The sequence below is a fragment of the Streptomyces sp. NBC_01306 genome (assembly GCF_026340465.1).
In the GTDB taxonomy this organism is placed as follows: Bacteria; Actinomycetota; Actinomycetes; order Streptomycetales; family Streptomycetaceae; genus Streptomyces.
Map to the genome: position 1 here is coordinate 3,563,204 of NZ_JAPEPC010000001.1, position 18,486 is coordinate 3,581,689.

The window sequence follows — 18,486 nt, forward strand, 5'->3', positions numbered from 1 at the left end:
GGCCCGGGTGGCGGCAGAGCGCCCGGCCGGATCAGGCCGGCTGGTTGAGTTCTTCGACCGCGCGCACGAGCGGGGCCAGCTCCGGGTCGGTAGCGGCTTCGTCGAGAGCCTCGCGCAGTGCGGCGGCGTTGGTGGGACGGGCCTCCTCCAGGAGCGCGAGACCGGCTTCGGTGACATCGGTGTAGATGCCGCGGCGGTCGGTGTCGCAGAGGTAGCGCGTGAGCAGTCCGCGGTCCTCCTGGCGGGTGACGAGGCGGGTGGTGGCGCTCTGGCTGAGGACCACGGCGTCGGCGACCTGCTTCATCTGGAGATGGCCACCGGGGCCGTCGTGCTGACGGCTGAGGGTGTCGAGGAGTGAGTACTCGCGCACGCTGAGCCCGTGGCCCCGCTGGAGGGCCTTTTCCACCTGGGCCTCGATGCGGCCGTGCAGCAGGGAGAGCGCGCACCAGCCCTGGGAGAGAGCGGTGAGCGCGGGGTCGGTCGCTGCCATGAGTGGTCTCCTCCGTCGTCCGCACCGCCGTCTGCTGCTGAACCAGGCACCAGGATAGGGCACGATCCGAGATAGTCCGCGCTTGCAATTAATCAGCGTGCGCAATTATTGTCTCTGTATGTAAGGCGCTCATGCAAGCAAATGACTCATGCAAGCAGAGGGACATCTCTTGCTTCGTCCCGGAAGGTGAAACCTCATGCCACTCGCGCTCCTCGCCCTGGCCATTGGGGCGTTCGGCATCGGAACAACCGAGTTCGTGATCATGGGGCTGCTGCCGCAGGTCGCGGACTCCTTCCAGGTCTCGATCCCCACGGCCGGGTTCCTGGTCACCGGTTACGCGCTGGGGGTGGTCGCCGGAGCCCCGCTCATGACCGTCCTCGGCACCCGCGTGCCTCGCAAGAAGATGCTGATGCTGCTGATGGGGCTGTTCATCATCGGCAATGTGGTCTCCGCGACCGCCCCGGTGTTCGGCGTGATGCTCGCCGGGCGGATCGTCGCCTCGTTCGCACACGGCGCGTTCTTCGGCATCGGCTCGGTCGTGGCCGCAGGTCTGGTGGCACCGCAGAAGAAGGCGGGCGCCATCGCGATGATGTTCACCGGGCTGACCCTGGCCAATGTCATCGGTGTGCCGCTGGGCACTCTCATCGGCCAGGACATCGGCTGGCGGCTGACGTTCCTGCTCGTCGCCGGGCTCGGCATCGTCGGACTGCTGGGCGTCGCCAAGCTCGTACCGGAGCAACCCAGGCCTACGGGTGTCCGGCTGCGGCATGAGGTCGCCGCCTTCCGCAATGTGCAGGTACTGCTCGCGATGGCGATGACGGTTCTCGGCTTCGGCGGGGTTTTCGCCGCGATCACCTACATCTCGCCGATGATGACCTCCGTCGCCGGATTCTCCGAGGCCGGTGTCACCTGGCTACTGGTGCTCTTCGGCCTCGGTATGGTCAGCGGCAACCTGATCGGCGGCCGCTTCGCCGACCGCGCGCTGATGCCGATGCTGTACGTGTCGCTGGGCGGGCTGGCCCTGGTTCTGGCGCTGTTCACGCTCACCGCGCACGACCGGATCGCCGCGGCGGTCACGATCTTCCTGATCGGCGGGCTCGGGTTCGCGACCGTTCCGCCGCTGCAGAAGAGGGTGCTCGACCATGCGTCGGGGGCGCCGACGCTGGCCTCCGCCGTCAACATCGGAGCCTTCAACCTCGGTAACGCGCTCTCCGCGTGGCTCGGCGGGATCGTCATCGCCGCGGGGCTCGGCTACACCGCCCCCAACTGGGTGGGAGCTGTCCTTGCCGCGTCCGCGCTGGTCCTCGCTCTGGTCTCCAGCGCGCTGGAGCGGCGGAGCGGGTCGACGGGCCCGGCCGGGCCGGTGGGCCGGATCGTGACGGGGACGCCGTCAGCCGAACCGACGCCGTCAGCCGAACCGACGCCGCAGGCCGAACCGGTGCCGCAGGCTGAATCGACGCCGTCAGCCGAACCGACGTCGTCAGCCGCAGAGGCACCGCGGGCCGGGCGGGCCCCGGAAGTGCCTGCGATCCGCTGAACGGCGCCCCGATCCGCCCGGCGCAAACGCTGCCGGCGGTCAGCCCGCCGCGACCGTCAGGGGCGTGAAGCGGCGGGTCCAGTCGCCCGGCAGGTCCGGGATCTCCCGCGTCATCACGGTGTTGAAGCTCGCCGACTCCATCCCGCCGGCCTTGGCCCAGTCCAGGAGTTCCGCATGGCGTACGTCGATGTCGGCGCGCAGCGGGCGGTCGGTGCCCGCCGCGAGTGAGGCGATCAGGGCTTGCGCGGACGCGGTGTCTCGGGCGATCAGCGGTCCGACCACCTGGCTGTCCGTGCTGGGCCAGGCTGCCGCATAACCGGTGATGCCATCGGTGTCCTCCACGACGCGCAGTTGGTCGGCGAAGGCGGGCAACCGCGTGATCATGTGGGTGCGGTCCTCGCCGAACACCTCGTGGTCGATGCGCAGCATCGCGGGCAGATCACCGGCCGTGGCCGGACGGGTGGCCACCGCGGGTGCCGGGCCCCGGGGGCGGAAGCGGCCGCGGACCATCTCGGCCCGGCCCACGGCACGGAAGCCGAGCTTCTCGTAGAGCGGCCGGCCGAGTTCGGTGGCGTGCAGAGTCAGCGGCGTGCCGTCGTACTCGGCGATGACATGGCGCATCATCCGCGCCCCGGCACCCTGCCGCGCGTACTCGTCGGCGACCAGGAGCATGCCGATGGCGGCCAGCCCCGATCCGTACGCGGTGACGACACACGCGGTCGCCAGCCCCTTGCCTCCGGGGGCGTCGATTCCGTACCCCGTCCCGGCTGCGAGCAGCAGCCCCCACTTGTGATCGTCGCGCGGCCAGCCGCGGTTCTCCGAGAGATCGGCGCAGGAGGTGAGGTCACCGATGGTCAGGCGGCGGATGGGCAGCTCGTCGAGGGGTGAGGGCATGGTGGTCAGGCTCGCTGATGGGTGCGTACGCCGTCCACCGGTTTCCGGGATGTTTGCCGCTTGTTCCGGTACGCCCGGCCGCGTGCGGTCAGGCCCCACGGTTTCAGTACTGAGATGGCTGTCATGAAGAAGTACGCCGTGGAGGCGACAGTGGGGGCGGCGACCAGACTCAGATCGGGATGCCCGGCTGCGGCAGCCCCGTTGATCTGCGGGCGGAGCGCCAGGGCGGAGGCGGTCAGGGTGACGAGGGTCAGCCAGAACTTGATCCACACCCAGCGGTAGCGGGCCAGACCCCAGTGAGTGCCGAGGGAGAGCACCACTCCGCTGATCAGAGTGAGCAGGCCGATCGGGATGACCACCCAGTCGCCGAAGACCTTCATCGACCGGTACGCGGCCTCCGTCATGGGTGCGTCGGCGCAGATGTACGCGGTGACCCCGAGCGCGAGCAGCCCGATGGTCAGGCCCAACCAGCCCACCGAGACGGCGACATGGACCACGAGGACACCCCGGCGTACGGAGCGGGTCAGAGGTTTCACGTGAAACACGGTGCCGCGTATCCGGGGCCAGGGCGTCGGACAGGGGGAGTAAGCGGCTGTACTAGCCTCGGCGTACATGGCGCGCTTGCATCTCTTCGACCTTGACGGAACCCTCATCCGTGGCTCGGCCGCACCGGTGGAGATATCCCGCCAGCTGGGGCTGCTGGAGGAGATCGGCGTACTGGAGCGGGACCTGGTCTCGGGGCGGATCGGCCCGCCGGAGTACGCGGTGGAGGTGCATGCCCTCTGGTCCGGGCTCACCGCGGACCACGTGGCGGCCGCTTTCGACGCCGCGCCGTGGCTCGCAGGGATCCAGGAGGTCTGGCGGGACATCCGAGAGCGCGGTGACTACTGCGCGGTCATCTCACTTTCGCCCTCGTTCTTCGTGGAGCGGCTGCTCGGCTGGGGCGCACATGCGGCGTACGGCTCACGCTTCCCGGAGGTGCCGTTCAGCCGGCCGGTGGACCCCTCGGGCATTCTCAGCGCAGCCGCGAAGGTCCGGATCGCGGACCGGCTCTGCACGGAGTTCGCCGTCGGGCGAGCGGACTGCATCGCCTATGGGGACTCGATGTCGGACGTGGAACTCTTCGGAGCGGTGGCCCGGTCGGTCGCGGTGAACGCGGACAGCCATCTGGCCGGACTCGCCACGCACCACTACGCGGGCGGCGATCTGCGCGAGGCCTACGGGCTCGTTGCCGGGACCGACGGGAACTGACCGACCCGGCCCCAGCAGCCGGACTCATCCAAGGTCTGCGGCCTGGAGCGCCCGGACCCCTTCGATGTTGCCGTCGAGATAGTGCCGCAGTGACAGCGGAACCAGATGGACGACCGCGATCCCGACCCGGCTGAAGGGGACCCTGACGATTTCGTACTCGCCGCAGGGTTCCTCCATCTCGGGCCCGTGCCGCAGAGCGGGATCCATCGACGCCAGCCGGCAGACGAAGAAGTGCTGCACCTTCACGCCCGCCACCCCGCCGCCTTCCGGGATGTGCTCGACGGTGTCGACGAAGCAGGGCACCACATCGGTGATCTTGGCGCCGAGTTCCTCGTCGACCTCCCGGTGCAGCGCTTCGACCACGGTGGAGTCCTCGGCCTCCACCCCGCCGCCGGGTGTGACCCAGTACGGCTCCACGCCGGGCTTGGTCCGCTTGATGAGGATCATGTCGTCGCCGTCGAGGAGCACGGCGCGGGCGGTGCGCTTGACCACTGGACGTTCGGTCATGGAAGGAGATTGGCCCGTGAAACCGGTTCCGAAACGCATCACCTGCCCCGGAACTCCCCCTCAGGACCAGTCGGAGGCCGCCCGCAGCAGCCACTCCTGGGCCCGCGCGATGTGCGGGAGCGCCAGAGTGCCGGTGCGTACGGCGAGGAAATAGGTGCGCAGCGGCGGTACCGGCGGATCCAGCAGCGCCACCACCTCACCCCGCTCCAGGGCGTCCTGGCAGAGATAGCGCGGCAGTACGGCGAGCCCGGCGCCCGCCACCACCGCCTGCTGGACGGCCCGCAGATCGGGCGCGACGACCGCGCCGGTCTCGACGGGGCGTGCGTCGAAGACGGTGCTCCAGTAGCGGGAGACGAACGGCAGCGACTCATGGACCTCCACCACGGGCAGGTCCTTCAGTACGGAGGGTCCCTGGCGCCGCAGTGTCCCGGGGCCGATCCGGGCAGCCCAGCGGGGAGAGGCGACCAGGACGTGTTCCTCGTCGCAGAGCGTCGTCGCGGTCAGGAGTTCACCGCGTGGCCGTGCCGTGGTGATGGCGAGGTCGTGGTGTCCGGCGCCGAGCCCGTCCAAGGTCTCCTCGGTGTTGCCGAACGAGGCTCGCAGCGCGACGCCCTGCGGAATCAGCGAGGTGAGCGCGGGCAGAGCGCGCATCGCGGTGAACTCCGGCGGACCGGCCAGATGCAGGGTCCGGCTGCCGCTCTCCTCGTCGATGCCCGTCTCGGCGATCTCCATGAGGGCGTCCAGATGCGGTGCCGCGCGGTGGGCGAGTTCGTCCCCGATGGTGGTCGGGGTGACACCACGGGCCCGGCGCAGGAACAGCGGCCGCCCCAACTGCCGTTCCAGCGTGCGTATCTGGCTGGTCACTGCGGGCTGGGAGAGCCCGAGGAGTGCGGCGGCGCGGGTGAAGGACCCGGCCCGGTGCACGGTGACGAAGGTGCGGAGCAGGGCCAGATCCATGTCCGTACCGTCCCGTTCTGACTGCGGCTGAAGTGTCCCGGCCCCCGGCAGAACTATAAATAAGTCGATAGGTCGCTGCCGCTACTGTGATTGGACACTGACGCAGAGTCAACTAGCCTTGTACAGGCGGTTCTTCGCGCGTTGACCGGGGGACCGCGACGGTCCGAGCCATGAGGGGGGAGGCTCGGACCGTCCGCAGCGCAGTCACGGGAAAGCCCGCGCGGTCCACGTACCGTTGCTGGTGCTGCCTGCTGCCGGTGCCGCCCGCTGTCGGCGCCGAACGCGCTGCCGCTGCCGACCGCTACCCCTGCCGCGCAGCCTCGTCCAGGGCCCGCAGGACGTCCGCCACCAGATCACGGGTGTCCTCGACGCCTGCGGAGAAGCGGATGAACCCCTCCGGCACGGCGTCGCCGCCCCACCGACCGCGCCGCTCGGCGGTGGAGCGGACGCTGCCGAAACTGGTCGCGTCGTCGGCCAGCTCCAGTGCGTCGAGAAAGCGTTCCGCGTGGTCGCGGTCCGGCAGTACGAACGAGACAACGCAGCCGAAGCGGCGCATCTGGCCGGCCGCCGTGGCGTGCGAGGGGTCCGACGGCAGCCCGGGATGGCGCAGGCCCGCGACCTCCGCGCGTCCGGCCAGCGCCTCCGCGAGCGCCAGGGCGTTCGCGGACTGCCGGTCGGCACGCAGCTGGATCGTGGCGAGCGAGCGGTGCGCGAGCCAGGCCTCCATCGGCCCGGGGATCGCGCCGACCACCTTGCGCCACTTCCGTACTCGCGCGGCGAGCTCCGCGTCACGGCAGGTGACATAGCCGAGCAGGATGTCGCCGTGCCCGGTCAGCCCCTTGGTGCCGCTCGCCACGGAGAAGTCCGCGCCGAGGTCGAGGGGCCGCTGTCCGAGCGGGGTCGCGAGGGTGTTGTCGACCGCTACCAGCGTCCCGCCGGCGTGTGCGGCCGCCGCGAGCCGCCGTACGTCGCAGACGTCCAGACCGGGATTGGACGGGGTCTCGATCCACAGCAGCCGGGCACCGGTCAGGGCGTCCAGCTGTGCGTCGCCACCGGTCGGCGCGGTCCGCACCTCGACGCCGTACGCCTCCAGCTGCTCCCGTACGAGTGGCAGCGCCTGGTATCCGTCGTCGGGGAGCACCACCGTGTCGCCCGCGCGCGCCTGGGAGAGCAGGACCGCCGATACGGCCGCCATACCGGAGGCGAAGGTGACCGTCTCGGCCGGCTCGTCAGGTGACTCCAGTTCGCTGATGGCCGCTTCGAGGTGCGTCCAGGTCGGGTTGGTGTCGCGACCGTAGGTGTAGGGCCCGGTGGGCTCGCCCGGCAGGTGGTAGTGGGCGGCGAAGACCGGCCCCGGCAGGGTGGGTTCGTACTTCACCGGTGCGGGCAGCCCGGCCCGTACCGCTCGTGTTCCGTCTCCGGGGCCGGTGGCGGGTGTGTTCATGGCATGGGTGCTCATCCGGGCCTCAGTCCTCGTCGGGCAGAACGACGTTCATCGCCCACGAGACGACCGAAATGATCAGGCCGCCGAGTACAGCGGTCCAGAAGCCGTGGACATGGAAGGAGAGGTCGAGCTTCCCGGACAGCCAGGAAGTCAGCAGCAGCATCAGGGCGTTGATCACCAGAGTGATCAGCCCCAGTGTGAGGATGAACAGGGGAAAGGCGATCAGCTTCACGATCGGCTTGACGACGAAGTTCACCAGACCGAAGACCACGGCCACGATGATCAGGGTGAGAACTTTGCGGCCGGTGGAGTCGCCGCTGAGCGTGATGTCCTGAAGGAGCCAGATGGCTACGAAGAGTGCTGCTGCGTTGGCAACTGTCTTGACTACGAAATTCTTCATGTGTCTGATCGTGGCAGACACGATCGGTACGAGTGCAGGGGCTGACAAGCGATGAAAGCATTCCGGCTGGATGAACTGGAGGCGGAGCGTGCTGCCAACGACGGTGCGTATCTGCAGTTCCTGCGCGAACGGAACATGTCGGTCGGGCTCTACGCGCTGGACGCGGGAGCGACCGACCGCCAGCAGCCGCACGGCCAGGACGAGGTGTACTTCGTGGTGAGCGGCCGGGCTTCGATCACGGTCGGTACGGAGACGACCGAGGTGGCGCGGGGCGGGGTGGTGTACGTACCGGCCGGGGTGACGCACAAGTTCCACCACATCTCCGAGGACCTGCGGGTTCTGGTGGTCTTCTCGCCGCCCGAGAGCTGATCCGGCGGACCCGGATGCTGCTGTCCCGTAGGGGGCGGATCAGGGGATTCCAAGGGCTGCGTGGCCTCCGCCGAACCCCCGGGCGCCTTTAGCATCGAAAGCAGAGCACCCGGAGTGGCCGGTGTGGTCCAGGAAGATCCAGGAAGAGGTAGGACGATGGCGGTCCGAGAGATTTTCGCGGGAATGCCGTGGTGGGTGAAGTGGGTAGCGGTGCCCGTCCTCGTGCTGATCGTGTTCGGCGGTCTCATCGCGACCGTCATCGGCTTTGTGATCGGGCTGCTCTTCAAGGCCCTGCTCCTGGTGGCGCTCGTCGCCGGACTGATCTACGTCGTACGGAAGTTCACCTCTTCGTCGTCCTCGCGGAACGACTGGTAGAACGGCGCGACTGGCCGGCGCGAGGGGTTGGAACAGCGCGACTGGCCGGCGCGACGGATGGGAACGACGGAGGACCCGGGCTGGTGTACCCGTACGGTCGTTAGCCCGGCTGAGGGACGGGGGCAGCGAATCCCCACGCCCGGACGGAGGCTGTGGCTACAGTGAGAAATCCCTGCCGCCTCCTCGGGAAGCTGGCCTGAAGAAGGCGCTGACCAGCGGATTGTGCGCGGCGGGACCCACGGGGGAAGCCTCGCGGGCACGCGATCCGCCGTCGGCATCCTGGGGGTGACCCTTTGGCCACAGCACCTCACACCGCTGCACCTCACACCGCTGCGCCGACACTGATCGGCTCGGTGCAGCGCGCGCTCAGACTGCTGGAGGCGGTCAGCTCCCACAGCGGCGGAGCGCCCGCGAAACAGCTCGCCAGGGAGGCGGGACTCCCCCTCCCGACCGCCTACCACCTGCTGCGCACCCTGGCCCACGACGGCTATGTGCGCCGGGAGAACGGCGTATTCGTGCCCGGAGCCGCCGCCGAGCGGCTGGCCGACCGGTGCGCCGTGCGGAACCGGCGCGCGGCGCTGGTCGAATCGCTCAACTCCTGGCGGGACGCGCTCGGGGTACCGATTTATTTTGCGGCCTACCGCGAGGGTGAGATCGAGCTCGTCGCGGTCGCCGACACTCCCGCCGCGCCCGCCGTCGAGGAGTGGGCGGACTTCCGGGAAACCGGTCATGCACACGCCCTCGGACAGTGCCTGCTGAGCCAGCTCGACGAAGCCTCTCGCAGAGATCATCTGGACCGCCATCCGGTGCGTCCGCTGACCCGCTATTCGGTGCGTGACCGGTGCGTCCTGCTGCGGAGACTGGCTGCGACGGAACGGATACAACCGGTTGTCGAGCGGCAGGAGTACGCACTCGGAACCGTCTGCGCGGCCATCCCGATCACGGTCGGTTCAGGTGTTGCCGCGATGGCTGTTTCAGGCCCCGTGCACCAGCAAGTACGGTTGCTCTCCGCTGCTAAAACGTTACGGTCCGAGGCTGGGGCTTTGCTCGATTCGCTTGCGTTCTCTATCAGTATCTGAAATATCACTCCTTGTGATCTGTTTGCGCTTACAGCACGATTACGTCAAGAGGGCCTGGAGGTACATTCCCGGCCATCCGGTGAACCAACACGGCGTCTACTGCGGGGTAGGGACATGAGCGAATCGGTCCAGGCAGAGGTCATGATGAGCTTCCTCGTCTCCGAGGAGCTCTCTTTCCGTATCCCGGTGGAGCTGTGCTACGAGGTGAGCGATCCGTACGCGGTCCGGATGACCTTCCACCTTCCCGGGGATGCGCCGGTGACCTGGACGTTCGGTCGTGAGCTGCTTCTCGACGGGATCAACGCCCCCACGGGGGACGGCGACGTGCACATCGCTCCCAGCGATCCGGCAGGGCTGTCCGACGTCCATCTGCGCCTCCAGGTCGGGGCCGACCGCGCGCTGTTCCGCGCGGGCAGCGCCCCGCTGATCGCCTTCCTGGACCGCACCGACAAGATCGTGCCCCTCGGCGAGGAGCGCAGCCTGGGCGACTTCGACGGACATCTGGAGGCAGCACTCGGCCGGATTCTCGCGGAGGAGAACGCGGGCTGAGGGGTGAGGGCTGAGGGGTGAGGGCTGAGAACTGGGCCTGGGAGCTTCGGCCTGAGCGAGCGCCGAGCGCCGAGCCCGACGGCTCAGTGCTTGCGACGGCGGCCCCCACCACCCCGCGCGATGCCCCTTCCGGGGAGCGCCCAGCCCGTCCCACGGCCCGCACCGCCGGTCCCCTGGCCCGGGCGGTCGGCCGAGACCACGAGCGCGGCGAGCGCCGTGGTCACCGGCACCGAGGCGACCAGGCCGATCGAGCCCACCAGGGTTCGTACGATCTCCTCCGCGACCAGTTCGGAGTTGGCCACCGTCCCCACACTGCTCTGCGCGATGGAGAAGAGCAGCAGCAGGGGCAGCGCCGCACCCGCGTAGGCCAGGACGAGCGTGTTGACGACGGACGCGATGTGGTCGCGGCCGATCCGGATGCCCGCCCGGTAGAGCCCGCGGGCCCCCATCGTGGGGTCGGCCTGGTGCAGTTCCCAGACGGCTGAGGTCTGTGTGACCGTCACGTCGTCCAGCACTCCGAGCGATCCGATGATGACGCTCGCCAGCAGCAGCCCGCTCATGTCGATGTGCGGGTAGAGGCCGTGGATCAGTCCGGTGCTGTCGTCGGTGTTGCCCGTCAGGCCGGCCCAGCCGATGAAGAGCGAACCGAGCAGCCCGATCAGCATCAGCGAGATCAGCGTGCCGATGACGGCGACCGAGGTCCGGGCCGTCGGACCGTGGCAGGTGTAGAGCGCGATCAGCATGATGGCGCTCGCCCCGATCACCGCCACGACCAGCGGATTCGACCCATGCAGGATCGCGGGCAGGATGAACAGCGACAGCACGGCGAAGCTGACGGCCAGCGCGACCAGCGCCATCAGCCCGCGCAGCCGGCCCACGGCGACCACCACCAGCGCGAAGATCCCGGCGAGCAGCGCCAGCGGGAACTTCCGGTCCACGTCGGACACCGAGTACTGCAGGTCGCGGGGCGCGTCGGGGGCGTACGCCACGATCACGCCCTGCCCCTGGTGCAACTGGCGCGGGGAGTCCGGCTGAACGATCTCGGTGAAGGTACGTCCCTTGTCCTTGCCGCTCGTCACCTCGATCCTGGCCTTCTTGCACTGGGTGCCCTGCGGGGCCGCACCGGCGCCGGCCTGCTGTTCCGCCGCGTCGGCGCCTCCGCCGTCGCCCCCGCTCGCGCTCCCGCCCCCGTCGGCCGCCGACGACTGACTCGCGTGCAGGTCCTTGCAGTTGACCGAAGTGATGTCCACCACGTCGCCCTGCTGCGTCTGCCGGTCGAACCCGACACCGCTGCGGGCATGGTGCGGCGCACCGCCCGGCCAGAAGACCGCGAGACCGACAACAACCGCCGCCGCGAAGGGAATCAGCACCGCCGCGATGACCTTGCGCAGATGCTTGGACACGGGCGCCGCAGGGCCGTGGCTGTGCGAGTGGCCGTGCCCGCCGGGAGGCGGTTCGGGGTGTGGGGTCACCAGCGGATCATCGCAAGAAAGGGGAGGCCCTCTGTTCAGTGTGCGGCTGATGGCGTTAGCGTGGGGGCACCTTTGCACACGCGGGAGCTCGGAGCACCGGGCTGAGAGGGCGCTGACCAGCAGACTGCTGTGAGCTGCGCCGACCGCCGAACCTGTTACCGGGTAATGCCGGCGTAGGGAGTAGGTCTCATGACCACAGTGGATGCACGCACGCCTGCCACCGACCAGGACGAGCGCAAGCCGGGCTGGCACAAGGGATATGTCGCGGGCCCGGAGGGCTCGCGCGCGGATCTCAGGGTGCCCGTCAGGCAGGTGCACCTCACCAATGGGCAGGACGTGACGCTGTACGACACGTCAGGCCCGTACACCGATCCCACCGTCGAGACCGATGTACGGCGCGGGCTCGCCCCGCTCCGGGAGAACTGGATCATCGGTCGCGGCGACACCGAGGAGTACGCGGGCCGCCCGGCCCGTCCCGAGGACGACGGGATCAAGCACACATCGCCGCGCGGAGGACTCCGTAACCTCGACGCGGTCTTCCCCGGCCGTCCCCGCCAGCCCAGAAGGGGGCGTGAGGGGCGCGCGGTGAGCCAGCTCGCGTACGCCCTGCGCGGGGAGATCACCCCGGAGATGGAGTACGTCGCGATCCGGGAGAACGTCTCCCCCGAGGTCGTACGGGAGGAGATCGCCGCGGGCCGGGCGGTCCTGCCGGCCAACGTGAACCACCCGGAGATCGAGCCGATGATCATCGGTAAGCGGTTCCTGGTGAAGGTCAACGCCAACATCGGTAACTCCGCGGTCACTTCCTCCATCGAGGAGGAGGTGGACAAGATGACCTGGGCCACCAAGTGGGGCGCGGACACGGTCATGGACCTGTCCACCGGGCGCAATATCCACACCACCCGCGAGTGGGTGCTGCGCAACTCCCCGGTCCCGATCGGCACGGTCCCGCTCTACCAGGCCCTGGAGAAGGTCGACGGCCAGGCCGAGGAGCTGACCTGGGAGATCTACAAGGACACGGTCATCGAGCAGGCCGAACAGGGCGTCGACTACATGACGGTGCACGCCGGGGTGCTCCTGCGGTACGTGCCGCTCACCGCACGCCGTAAGACCGGCATCGTCTCGCGCGGCGGCTCGATCATGGCCGCCTGGTGCCTGGCGCACCACAAGGAGTCGTTCCTGTACGAGAACTTCGAGGAGCTCTCGGACATCCTCGCTTCCTACGACGTCACCTACTCGCTGGGCGACGGGCTGCGGCCGGGTTCGATCGCGGACGCCAACGACGAGGCGCAGTTCGCGGAGTTGCGCACCCTCGGGGAACTCAACACGATCGCCAAACGTCATGGTGTACAGACGATGATCGAAGGTCCCGGTCACGTCCCGATGCACAAGATCAAGGAGAACATCGACCTCCAGCAGGAGATCTGCGAGGAGGCCCCCTTCTATACGCTCGGCCCGCTCACCACGGACGTGGCCCCGGCGTATGACCACATCACCTCCGGCATCGGGGCGGCGATGATCGCCTGGTGGGGCACGGCCATGCTCTGCTACGTCACGCCCAAGGAGCACCTGGGGCTGCCCAACAGGGACGACGTGAAGACCGGCGTGATCACGTACAAGATCGCGGCCCATGCGGCGGATCTCGCCAAGGGGCACCCGGACGCGCAGAAGTGGGACGACGCGCTCTCGGACGCGCGCTTCGAGTTCCGCTGGGAGGACCAGTTCAATCTGGCTCTCGACCCCGACACGGCAAGGGAGTTCCATGACGAGACGCTGCCGGCCGAGCCGGCCAAGACCGCGCATTTCTGTTCCATGTGCGGGCCGAAGTTCTGCTCGATGAAGATCTCCCAGGACATCCGCCGCGAACACGGCGGAAGCCAGGAGGAGATCGAGTCGGGCATGGCGGAGAAGTCGAAGGAGTTCGCGGCGAGCGGCAACCGGGTGTACCTGCCGATCGCCGACTGACCACGCCCCTCCATACCGGGTCCGCTCCTGTGTCACACCGGCCGGTCCCACAGCGGCCCGGCCGGTGTCACCAGGGTGGTGCCACTACGGCCGGTGCCACTGCGGCTGTCACTGCGGCCGCTGTCCCAATGGCCGCTGTCCCAACGGGTGCTGTCCCAAAGGATGCTGGCCCAACGGGTGCTGTCCCAACGGGTGCTGTCACTCCGGCTGATGGTCGGGGCCGCCGAAGTCCGGGCTCGTGAAGTCCGGGCTGGTGAAACTGGGGCGGTCATGGGCTGCCGTCTCGCCCGCGTCCGGACTGGCGAAGTCGGGGCGGCTGTACCCGAGGTTGGGTATGCGCCCCGCCGGCCGGTACGGGGCGGGTGCCGCCGGGTCCACGCTCGGGTCGGCCAGCGCGGCGCTCAGGAACGGGACGATGCCCCGTTCCAGCAGGGCGTGGCGCCAGGCGTCCCGGGCGCGGGCGACCTCTTCGGAGAGCTCGTCGTCCCCCTCCTCCGGCTCGGGGTGCACCTCGGTCGAGCCGTTGCGCAGCGCCGTCAGGAGGAGCCCGATCGCTGCGACCAGGATGGCCGCGGCGGTGAGGGCCGCGAAGAACCAGCCCGCGGTGACCATGGTGTTGCCGAAGGCGGGCGCGGGATTGAGCGCCTTGAGCAGGTAGCCCACCAGCAGGAAAATCACGGCGGCGGTGCCCGCGAGCACCGGGGCCAGTACGGCCAGTACGGCGGCGAGCCCCGCGCCCGCGTTGGGGCCGCCTCTGACGGGCGCGAGGACGGAGGCGCGCACCGAATCCGCGGCGGGCGCGCGCAGTTCGGCGCGCACCTTCACGAAGTGGTCGTACTCGGCTGCCGCGGCCGAGGTGACCAGGCTGTCGGCATCGAGCACCATGGTGCGCAGCTGCTCGCTGTTGAGCCGCTGCCCCAGCTCGGCCAGATCCGGTCGGTCGGGCGCGGTGCGCAGTGCGTCGTCGAGGAGCCGCTCGAACTCCGGACGGTCCTCTGTCAGCAGGTGCGAAGCGCTGTTCATGTGCATCCCCCGATGCTCCGTCGGGCCGTGCCGCCCGCCTTCTGACGGGCAGTCGGGCGTAAACGGAGGAGAGCCTGCTACGGATAACCCGATGGTAGAGCTGTTATGGCACGGGGTAACAGAGGGTTTCCGGAAATCGCCTTCAGGTGCGCTGTTCAGTTCGGCAGCGGCAGCTGCACCACGAGCAGCTTTCCGGCCATGGTCACGCCGCCGTCCATGGCGACGGCGAGCCCGTCCGCGTACACGTGCGGGCCCTCGATGACGGTGCGCGGACCGTCATCGCCGTCCTCGCCCCCGACCTCGCCCAGCAGGTACGGGATGGGGCTGTGGCCGTGGACGATCCGGTGGCCGCCGAAGACTTCGAGGAGCTCCTGCACGGCCTGCGGTCCCGACTCGTCGCGGAACGCGAAGCGCTTGGTGAACTTGCGGAAGAGGTCCCAGCATTCGTCGGCGTCGTTGCGGGTGAGCGTCTCGCGGACGGTGTCATTGACCGCTTCGAGCGAATCGCCGTAGTCGAGATAGGCGGTCGTGTCGGAGTGCACCAGGAGGTGGTCGTCCTCCAGCTCCATGGCGTCGAGCCGCGACATCCACTGGAGGTGGACGTCCTGCAGCCGGTCCATGTCGGCCTTCTGGCCGCCGTTGAGCAGCCACGCGGCCTGGAAGGTCGCGGTACCCGCACCGGAGTTGACCGGGGTGTCCCCGAAGCGCTTGGCGCCGATGAGCAGCAGTTCGTGGTTGCCCATGAGGGCCTTGCAGTAGCCGCCGGCGGCCGCGGCCTCGGCGGACAGCCGCATCACCAGGTCGATGACACCGATGCCGTCGGGCCCGCGGTCGGTGAAGTCGCCGAGGAACCAGAGGCGGGCGTTGCCGGCGGCCCAGTTGCCCTCGGTGTCGATGAGCCCCTGGGCGCACAGGGCGGCCAGGAGTTCGTCGAGGTACCCGTGGACGTCGCCGACGACATAGAGCGGCCCGAGCCCTCCCTCGCCCTCGGAAGGGGCGGGGAGGGGCTGGGGTTCGGGCACGATCGGTACGACGACCGTGTCACCGGGGCCGCCGCGGCTGATCACGGGCAGGTCCCGCTGGGTTGCCGTATACCCGTCCGGCTCCTCACCGGCGGCGTACCGCGGCGTCTTCCCGGCATCGCGGGCGTGCTCGGACGCGGGCAGGGGCGGTACGCGGAAGTCCCGCACTGTCGCCGTCCGCATCGCGGGTTCCAGACCGGCCCCCTGAGTCATCGACCCCTCCACCACCGTCGCGCGCCGTGCACCGGTCGGACCTGCCTGGTCGGGGGGTCCGCGGTGTCGTGCGCCCATCATAGGAATGCGACTAGCACTCTGTGACGCACCAGGGGTGCTGAATCCGGATGGTCTGCCGCCCCGCCGCCCTTTTCGCACCTATTGAGGCGGTCAGTCCGGCGCCGGAGAGCGGGGTGCGCTGACCGTGGTGCGCGGCGGGCGGCGCTGCGAGGAGGTCCGGACGATGAGTTCGGTCGGTATCACCTGCTCGACCGGGTGGTCCTCATTGATGCCTTCGATGGCATCGATGAGTAACTGGATGACCGCCGTACCGATCCGGCGTGGCTTGAGCGAGAGGGTCGTGATGGGCGGCTCGGTGCTCGCGTACACGGTGGATTCGCTGCAGCAGACCAGCAGCAGGTCCTCCGGGACGCGCAGTCCGTACCGCCGTGCTGCCGCGAGCAGATCGGTGCCGTTGGGGTCGAAGAGCCCGTAGACGGCGTCCGGGCGGTCGGGGCGGGCGAGCAGGCGGTCCGCGGCGACGGCTCCCGCACACGGGTCGTGGGCGGGGTAGGACTCGTACACCGGATCCTGCCCGACCCGCTCGCACCAGCGCAGATACGCGGTGGTGGAGAGCCGGGTGTACGTGTCGGTCGTGGTGCCGGTGAGCAGCCCGATACGGCGGGCCCCGGCCGCGGCGAGATGGTCGAGCAGATCGAGGACCGCTGCCTCGTGGTCGTTGTCGACCCAGGCCGTGACGGGCAGGGTGCCCGCCGGGCGGCCGTCGGAGACGACGGGGAGACCCTGGCGTACGAGTTCGGTGACGACCGGATCGTGGTCGGAGGGGTCGATGACGACGGTGCCGTCGAGGGCGACGTTCGACCAGACGTCGACCGCGCTGTGGCGCGAGGTCGCGGGGAGGATGACGAGTGCATAGCCGCGTGCGAGCGCGGCGGAGGTGGCGGCTCTGGCCATCTCGGCGAAGTACGCGAATTCGGTGAAGGTGAAAGGTTCATCCCCGTACGTGGTGACGGTCAGGCCGATGAGGCCGGACTTTCCGGTACGGAGGGTTCGGGCCGCGGCGGAAGGGCGGTAGCCCAGCCGGTCGGCGACCTCGCGGACATGGCGGCGGGTGGCGTCCGGGAGCCTGCCCTTGCCGTTGAGCGCGTCGGAGACGGTCGTGATGGAGACACCGGCTGCGGCGGCCACGTCCCGGATGCCCGCTCGTCCTTGCCGGTTGGCCCTGCGGGGAGTCTCCGCCCGGCTCACCTGGTGCTTCCCTGCTGCTGTCATGGCGAGCCGATAGTAGGGCGATGAGGGGCGGTTGGGCTGAGCGCATATGCATGCGTTGACAGGCACGTTTCTGCATGATCATTTAGCATCAATCACCTTTGAATACAGGGGATTTGGGGGTCGTGTCAAAAGAGTCTCGGGTGTCGGCGGGTGTGTACCTGGCCCATGGCTGATGTTGCGATGAGGTCTCAACTCACCTCTTCGGGGGACGCGCGCCACGGCGCAAGCCATGGGCGCGCGCCAGGTCCGGCAGTACGCCCCCCATCGGCGCCCGGCATTCGCAGGGGGCGGCGCTCCTCATAGGGTGGGTTCATCCGAGTCGAGGAGGACCCGCTGTGAGCCAGAAGAGCCCCAAGCTGCGCGCCGCGCTGGACGGCATTCCCGCGTATGTTCCGGGCAGGCCGGCCGCCGCGGGCGGCCCGGTCGCCTACAAGCTGTCCTCCAACGAGAACCCGTATCCGCCGCTGCCGGGTGTGATGGAGACCGCAGTCGCCGCGGCCGGAAGCTTCAACCGGTACCCGGACCTGGCCTGCACCGTCCTGATGCACGAACTGGCCGAGCGCTTCGGGGTGCCGGTCTCGCATCTGGCGGCCGGCACCGGATCGGTCGGCGTCGCCCAGTCGCTGCTCCAGATCACCTCGGGCCCCGGCGACGAGGTGATCTACGCCTGGCGGTCGTTCGAGGCGTACCCGATCGTCACGCGGATCAGCGGGGCGACCGCGGTGCAGGTGCCGCTGGACTCCGGCGATGTGCACGACCTGGACGCGATGGCGGACGCGATCACCGAGCGGACCCGGATGATCTTTGTCTGCAACCCCAACAACCCGACCGGGACCGTGGTCCGCAGGGCCGCGCTGGAGCGCTTCCTCGACCGGGTGCCCTCCGACATCCTGGTGGTTCTGGACGAGGCGTACCGGGAGTTCAACCGGGACACCGATGTGCCCGACGGCATCGAGCTGTACCGGGACCGGCCCAATGTGGCGGTGCTGCGGACCTTCTCCAAGGCGTACGGGCTGGCCGGGCTGCGGGTCGGCTTCGCCATCGCCCACGAGCCGGTCGCGGCCGCGCTGCGCAAGACCGCGGTGCCGTTCGGGGTGAGCCAGCTGGCGCAGGACGCGGCGGTCGCGTCCCTGCAGGCCGAGGACGAACTGCTGGGCCGGGTGGGATCCCTGGTCGCCGAGCGGACGCGCGTGTACGAGGGTCTGGTCGGCCAGGGCTGGACGGTGCCGGAGACGCAGGCCAACTTCGTATGGCTCCGGCTGGGCGACCGCACCGTCGACTTCGCCGCAGCCTGTGAGAAGGCGGGGGTGGTGGTGCGTCCCTTCGCCGGCGAGGGCGTACGGGTCACCATCGGCGAGACCGAGGGCAACGACCTCTTCCTCCAGGCGGCGGCGGCCTACCGCAAGGAGCTGTAGCGGCAGGAGTCGCAGCGGCAGAGAGCTGTAGCGGAAGGGGCTGTAACCCCCTTCCGGGCTGGGTTCGAACAGGGCGGGGTGTCATTGGGGCACCCCGCCTTCGTCATGCCCGGAGTGCTTTCGTAGTATTGCTTGTGAATGTGAACGCTTTCACAAGCGCGTCCTTTTTCTTCCGGGCTGTGTGGGATCAAAGGGACGGAAACCCGCTGTGACCCCGGCCACGTAAGGAGA

18 protein-coding genes, 1 pseudogene and 1 riboswitch are annotated in these 18,486 nt (G+C 69.2%); of the genes and pseudogenes, 8 read left to right on the forward strand and 11 right to left on the reverse strand.

From position 1 onward, the window contains the following. Positions 1 to 31 precede the first annotated feature (31 nt). Positions 32 to 490 carry a MarR family winged helix-turn-helix transcriptional regulator gene (locus OG385_RS15565; protein WP_266855260.1) on the reverse strand — a complete coding sequence of 153 codons (459 nt, stop codon included), beginning with the start codon at positions 488 to 490 and terminating at the stop codon, positions 32 to 34. 196 nt (positions 491 to 686) lie between these two features. Between OG385_RS15565 and OG385_RS15570 the strand changes: the two are divergent. After that, positions 687 to 1,829: pseudogene (locus OG385_RS15570) on the forward strand (MFS transporter); the annotation flags it as partial. Between the two features lie 237 nt (positions 1,830 to 2,066). Here the strand turns inward: OG385_RS15570 and OG385_RS15575 are convergent. Then, positions 2,067 to 2,921, reverse strand: a complete 855-nt coding sequence (locus OG385_RS15575; protein ID WP_266855262.1) for a GNAT family N-acetyltransferase — start codon at positions 2,919 to 2,921, stop codon at positions 2,067 to 2,069. Positions 2,922 to 2,926: 5 nt separating this feature from the next. Continuing rightward, on the reverse strand, positions 2,927 to 3,457 hold the full coding sequence (locus OG385_RS15580) for a DUF2269 domain-containing protein (RefSeq protein ID WP_266855263.1): 531 nt from the start codon (positions 3,455 to 3,457) through the stop codon (positions 2,927 to 2,929). Between the two features lie 76 nt (positions 3,458 to 3,533). On the opposite strand from OG385_RS15580, the gene OG385_RS15585 reads away from it, so the two are divergent. After that, on the forward strand, positions 3,534 to 4,172 hold the full coding sequence (locus OG385_RS15585) for an HAD family phosphatase (RefSeq protein ID WP_266855264.1): 639 nt from the start codon (positions 3,534 to 3,536) through the stop codon (positions 4,170 to 4,172). Positions 4,173 to 4,196: 24 nt separating this feature from the next. On the opposite strand, the gene OG385_RS15590 is transcribed toward OG385_RS15585, so the two are convergent. The 4 genes from OG385_RS15590 to OG385_RS15605 form a co-directional block, all read right to left on the reverse strand. Next, positions 4,197 to 4,679: an NUDIX domain-containing protein gene (locus tag OG385_RS15590; RefSeq protein WP_266855265.1), complete on the reverse strand. Its 483-nt coding sequence runs from the start codon at positions 4,677 to 4,679 to the stop codon at positions 4,197 to 4,199. A 60-nt stretch (positions 4,680 to 4,739) separates the two neighbouring features. After that, positions 4,740 to 5,636, reverse strand: coding sequence for a LysR family transcriptional regulator (locus tag OG385_RS15595; protein WP_266855266.1), 897 nt, complete (start codon positions 5,634 to 5,636; stop codon positions 4,740 to 4,742). A gap of 301 nt (positions 5,637 to 5,937) precedes the next feature. After that, complete coding sequence (locus tag OG385_RS15600; RefSeq protein ID WP_266860893.1) at positions 5,938 to 7,080, reverse strand: cystathionine gamma-lyase; 1,143 nt, start codon at positions 7,078 to 7,080, stop codon at positions 5,938 to 5,940. A gap of 22 nt (positions 7,081 to 7,102) precedes the next feature. Further along, a complete protein-coding gene (locus OG385_RS15605) occupies positions 7,103 to 7,480 on the reverse strand; it encodes a phage holin family protein (RefSeq protein ID WP_266855267.1) in 378 nt (125 codons plus the stop codon). A 51-nt stretch (positions 7,481 to 7,531) separates the two neighbouring features. On the opposite strand from OG385_RS15605, the gene OG385_RS15610 reads away from it, so the two are divergent. The 4 genes from OG385_RS15610 to OG385_RS15625 all read left to right on the forward strand — a co-directional run bounded on the left by OG385_RS15610 (position 7,532) and on the right by OG385_RS15625 (position 9,852). Beyond that, complete coding sequence (locus OG385_RS15610; RefSeq protein WP_266855268.1) at positions 7,532 to 7,849, forward strand: cupin domain-containing protein; 318 nt, start codon at positions 7,532 to 7,534, stop codon at positions 7,847 to 7,849. A gap of 156 nt (positions 7,850 to 8,005) precedes the next feature. Then, entirely contained in the window at positions 8,006 to 8,224 is a 219-nt protein-coding gene (locus OG385_RS15615; protein ID WP_266855269.1) for a DUF5326 family protein, read from the forward strand. Positions 8,225 to 8,577: 353 nt separating this feature from the next. After that, on the forward strand, positions 8,578 to 9,303 hold the full coding sequence (locus OG385_RS15620) for a helix-turn-helix domain-containing protein (RefSeq protein ID WP_323183768.1): 726 nt from the start codon (positions 8,578 to 8,580) through the stop codon (positions 9,301 to 9,303). A 114-nt stretch (positions 9,304 to 9,417) separates the two neighbouring features. Continuing rightward, positions 9,418 to 9,852 (forward strand): SsgA family sporulation/cell division regulator, encoded by a 435-nt coding sequence (locus tag OG385_RS15625; protein WP_266855271.1) that lies wholly within the window; start codon positions 9,418 to 9,420, stop codon positions 9,850 to 9,852. Positions 9,853 to 9,935: 83 nt separating this feature from the next. Here OG385_RS15625 and OG385_RS15630 read toward each other — a convergent pair whose 3' ends face one another. Continuing rightward, complete coding sequence (locus tag OG385_RS15630; RefSeq protein ID WP_266855272.1) at positions 9,936 to 11,324, reverse strand: YibE/F family protein; 1,389 nt, start codon at positions 11,322 to 11,324, stop codon at positions 9,936 to 9,938. 70 nt (positions 11,325 to 11,394) lie between these two features. Next, positions 11,395 to 11,521: riboswitch (TPP riboswitch) on the forward strand. Here OG385_RS15630 and thiC point away from each other — a divergent pair. After that, positions 11,514 to 13,289, forward strand: a complete 1,776-nt coding sequence (gene thiC, locus OG385_RS15635) for a phosphomethylpyrimidine synthase ThiC (RefSeq protein ID WP_266855273.1) — start codon at positions 11,514 to 11,516, stop codon at positions 13,287 to 13,289. It overlaps the preceding riboswitch by 8 nt. Before the next feature lie 198 nt (positions 13,290 to 13,487). On the opposite strand, the gene OG385_RS15640 is transcribed toward thiC, so the two are convergent. The 3 genes from OG385_RS15640 to OG385_RS15650 form a co-directional block, all read right to left on the reverse strand. After that, the gene (locus tag OG385_RS15640; protein WP_266855274.1) at positions 13,488 to 14,318 is read right to left on the reverse strand and encodes a hypothetical protein; all 831 of its coding nucleotides are present in this window, start codon (positions 14,316 to 14,318) and stop codon (positions 13,488 to 13,490) included. 149 nt (positions 14,319 to 14,467) lie between these two features. Next, complete coding sequence (locus tag OG385_RS15645; protein ID WP_323183769.1) at positions 14,468 to 15,547, reverse strand: metallophosphoesterase; 1,080 nt, start codon at positions 15,545 to 15,547, stop codon at positions 14,468 to 14,470. 171 nt (positions 15,548 to 15,718) lie between these two features. Further along, a complete protein-coding gene (locus OG385_RS15650) occupies positions 15,719 to 16,840 on the reverse strand; it encodes a LacI family DNA-binding transcriptional regulator (RefSeq protein ID WP_266855275.1) in 1,122 nt (373 codons plus the stop codon). A gap of 335 nt (positions 16,841 to 17,175) precedes the next feature. Between OG385_RS15650 and hisC the strand changes: the two genes are divergently transcribed. Further along, positions 17,176 to 18,255: a histidinol-phosphate transaminase gene (gene hisC / locus OG385_RS15655; protein ID WP_266855276.1), complete on the forward strand. Its 1,080-nt coding sequence runs from the start codon at positions 17,176 to 17,178 to the stop codon at positions 18,253 to 18,255. Positions 18,256 to 18,486 lie beyond the last annotated feature (231 nt).